The 1,940-nt window shown below is 67.7% G+C and carries 2 protein-coding genes; one reads left to right on the plus strand and one right to left on the minus strand.

Going from position 1 to position 1,940, the window contains the following annotated elements; all coding sequences use genetic code 11:
• Window positions 1-79 precede the first annotated feature (79 nt).
• A complete protein-coding gene (gene nadA / locus ACFWR9_RS42610) occupies window positions 80-1,264 on the minus strand; it encodes a quinolinate synthase NadA (protein WP_161328449.1) in 1,185 nt (394 codons plus the stop codon).
• 257 nt (window positions 1,265-1,521) lie between these two features.
• On the opposite strand from nadA, the gene ACFWR9_RS42615 reads away from it, so the two are divergent.
• Entirely contained in the window at window positions 1,522-1,878 is a 357-nt protein-coding gene (locus tag ACFWR9_RS42615; RefSeq protein ID WP_122620514.1) for an iron-sulfur cluster assembly accessory protein, read from the plus strand.
• The last annotated feature ends 62 nt before the right edge of the window (window positions 1,879-1,940 follow it).

Below are 1,940 nucleotides of genomic sequence, written 5' to 3' on the forward strand. Positions count from 1 at the left end.
GCCCGACACCGAAGGCGGTCGGGCAGGACCTGCGCCGTTTCAAACACCCCGCACGGGCGGGTGGGTGGGAAAGAACCCGTTACGGCAGCGCCAGCATCCGCTCCAGCGCCAGCTTCGCGAACGCCTCGGTCTCCGTGTCCACCTCGATGCGATTGACCAGCGTGCCCTCGGCAAGCGACTCCAGCGTCCAGACCAGGTGCGGCAGGTCGATGCGGTTCATGGTCGAGCAGAAGCAGACCGTCTTGTCGAGGAAGACGATCTCCTTGTCCTCGGCAGCGAAACGGTTCGCCAGCCGCCGGACCAGGTTCAGCTCGGTCCCGATGGCCCACTTGGAACCGGCCGGGGCCGCCTCCAGGGCCTTGATGATGTACTCGGTCGAGCCGACGTAGTCCGCCGCCGCGACGACCTCGTGCTTGCACTCGGGGTGCACCAGGACGTTCACGCCCGGTATGCGCTCGCGCACGTCGTTCACCGAGTCGAGGCTGAAGCGGCCGTGCACCGAGCAGTGCCCCCGCCACAGGATCATCTTCGCGCCGCGCAGCTCCTCGGCGGTCAGTCCGCCGTTCGGCTTGTGCGGGTTGTAGACGACGCAGTCCTCAAGCGTCATGCCCATGTCCCGCACCGCGGTGTTGCGGCCCAGGTGCTGGTCGGGCAGGAACAGCACCTTCTCGCCCTGCTCGAAGGCCCAGTCCAGGGCCCGCTTGGCGTTGGACGAGGTGCAGATGGTGCCGCCGTGCTTGCCGGTGAACGCCTTGATGTCCGCGGACGAGTTCATGTACGAGACCGGCACGACCTGCTCGGCGATCCCGGCCTCGGTCAGCGCGTCCCAGCACTCGGCGACCTGCTCGGCGGTGGCCATGTCCGCCATGGAGCAGCCGGCGGCCAGGTCGGGCAGGACCACCTTCTGGTCGTCGGAGGTCAGGATGTCGGCCGACTCCGCCATGAAGTGCACACCGCAGAAGACGATGTACTCGGCCTCCGGGCGCGCGGCCGCGTCCCGGGCCAGCTTGAAGGAGTCACCCGTGACGTCGGCGAACTGGATGACCTCGTCGCGCTGGTAGTGGTGACCGAGGACGAAGACCTTGTCCCCGAGCTTCTCCTTGGCCGCACGGGCGCGTGCGACCAGGTCCGGGTCGGAGGGCGAGGGCAGGTCGCCCGGGCACTCCACGCCGCGCTCGCTCCTCGGGTCGGCCTCACGGCCGAGCAGCAACAGGGCGAGGGGCGTCGGCTGTACGTCGAGCTCCTGGGTTTGGGCGGTGGTCACGACACGCACCCTTTCTACTTTTCGTCGAGCCTTTTCGTCGAACTGACGCTATATATCATAACCGCTTCACGTCAGTTTGACGATGCCCATAGTGTCGGTGTGACGTGAATCCCGGTGCCGCTGCCCGTCGGCGGGGGCGTGTGCGAGCATGAAGGGAACACCGAGGACAAAGACTCGGGCCCGCCCGGAATGAATCCGCGGCTCCGCCGGTTGAAACCGTCGGCAAGCAGTCTCCGTACAACCCGGGAGAGATGTAGATGTCCGTATCGGACGAGTCCACCACCGTCACCGACGGCATCATCGTGACGGACGCCGCCGCGGCCAAGGTCAAGGCCCTGCTCGACCAGGAAGGCCGTGACGACCTCGCGCTGCGCGTCGCCGTCCAGCCCGGCGGCTGCTCCGGCCTGCGCTACCAGCTCTTCTTCGACGAGCGCTCGCTCGACGGCGACGTGGTGAAGGACTTCGACGGCGTCAAGGTCACCACCGACCGCATGAGCGCCCCGTACCTGGGCGGCGCCACCATCGACTTCGTGGACACGATCGAGAAGCAGGGCTTCACGATCGACAACCCGAACGCGACGGGTTCCTGCGCCTGCGGCGACTCCTTCAGCTGAGCCGCGCGGCACGCGCGCACGCGACACGAAGAGGGCGGCGGCCCGGGGCGAGAACCACGGGC

This window comes from Streptomyces sp. NPDC058534 (assembly GCF_042717365.1).
Taxonomy (GTDB): domain Bacteria; phylum Actinomycetota; class Actinomycetes; order Streptomycetales; family Streptomycetaceae; genus Streptomyces.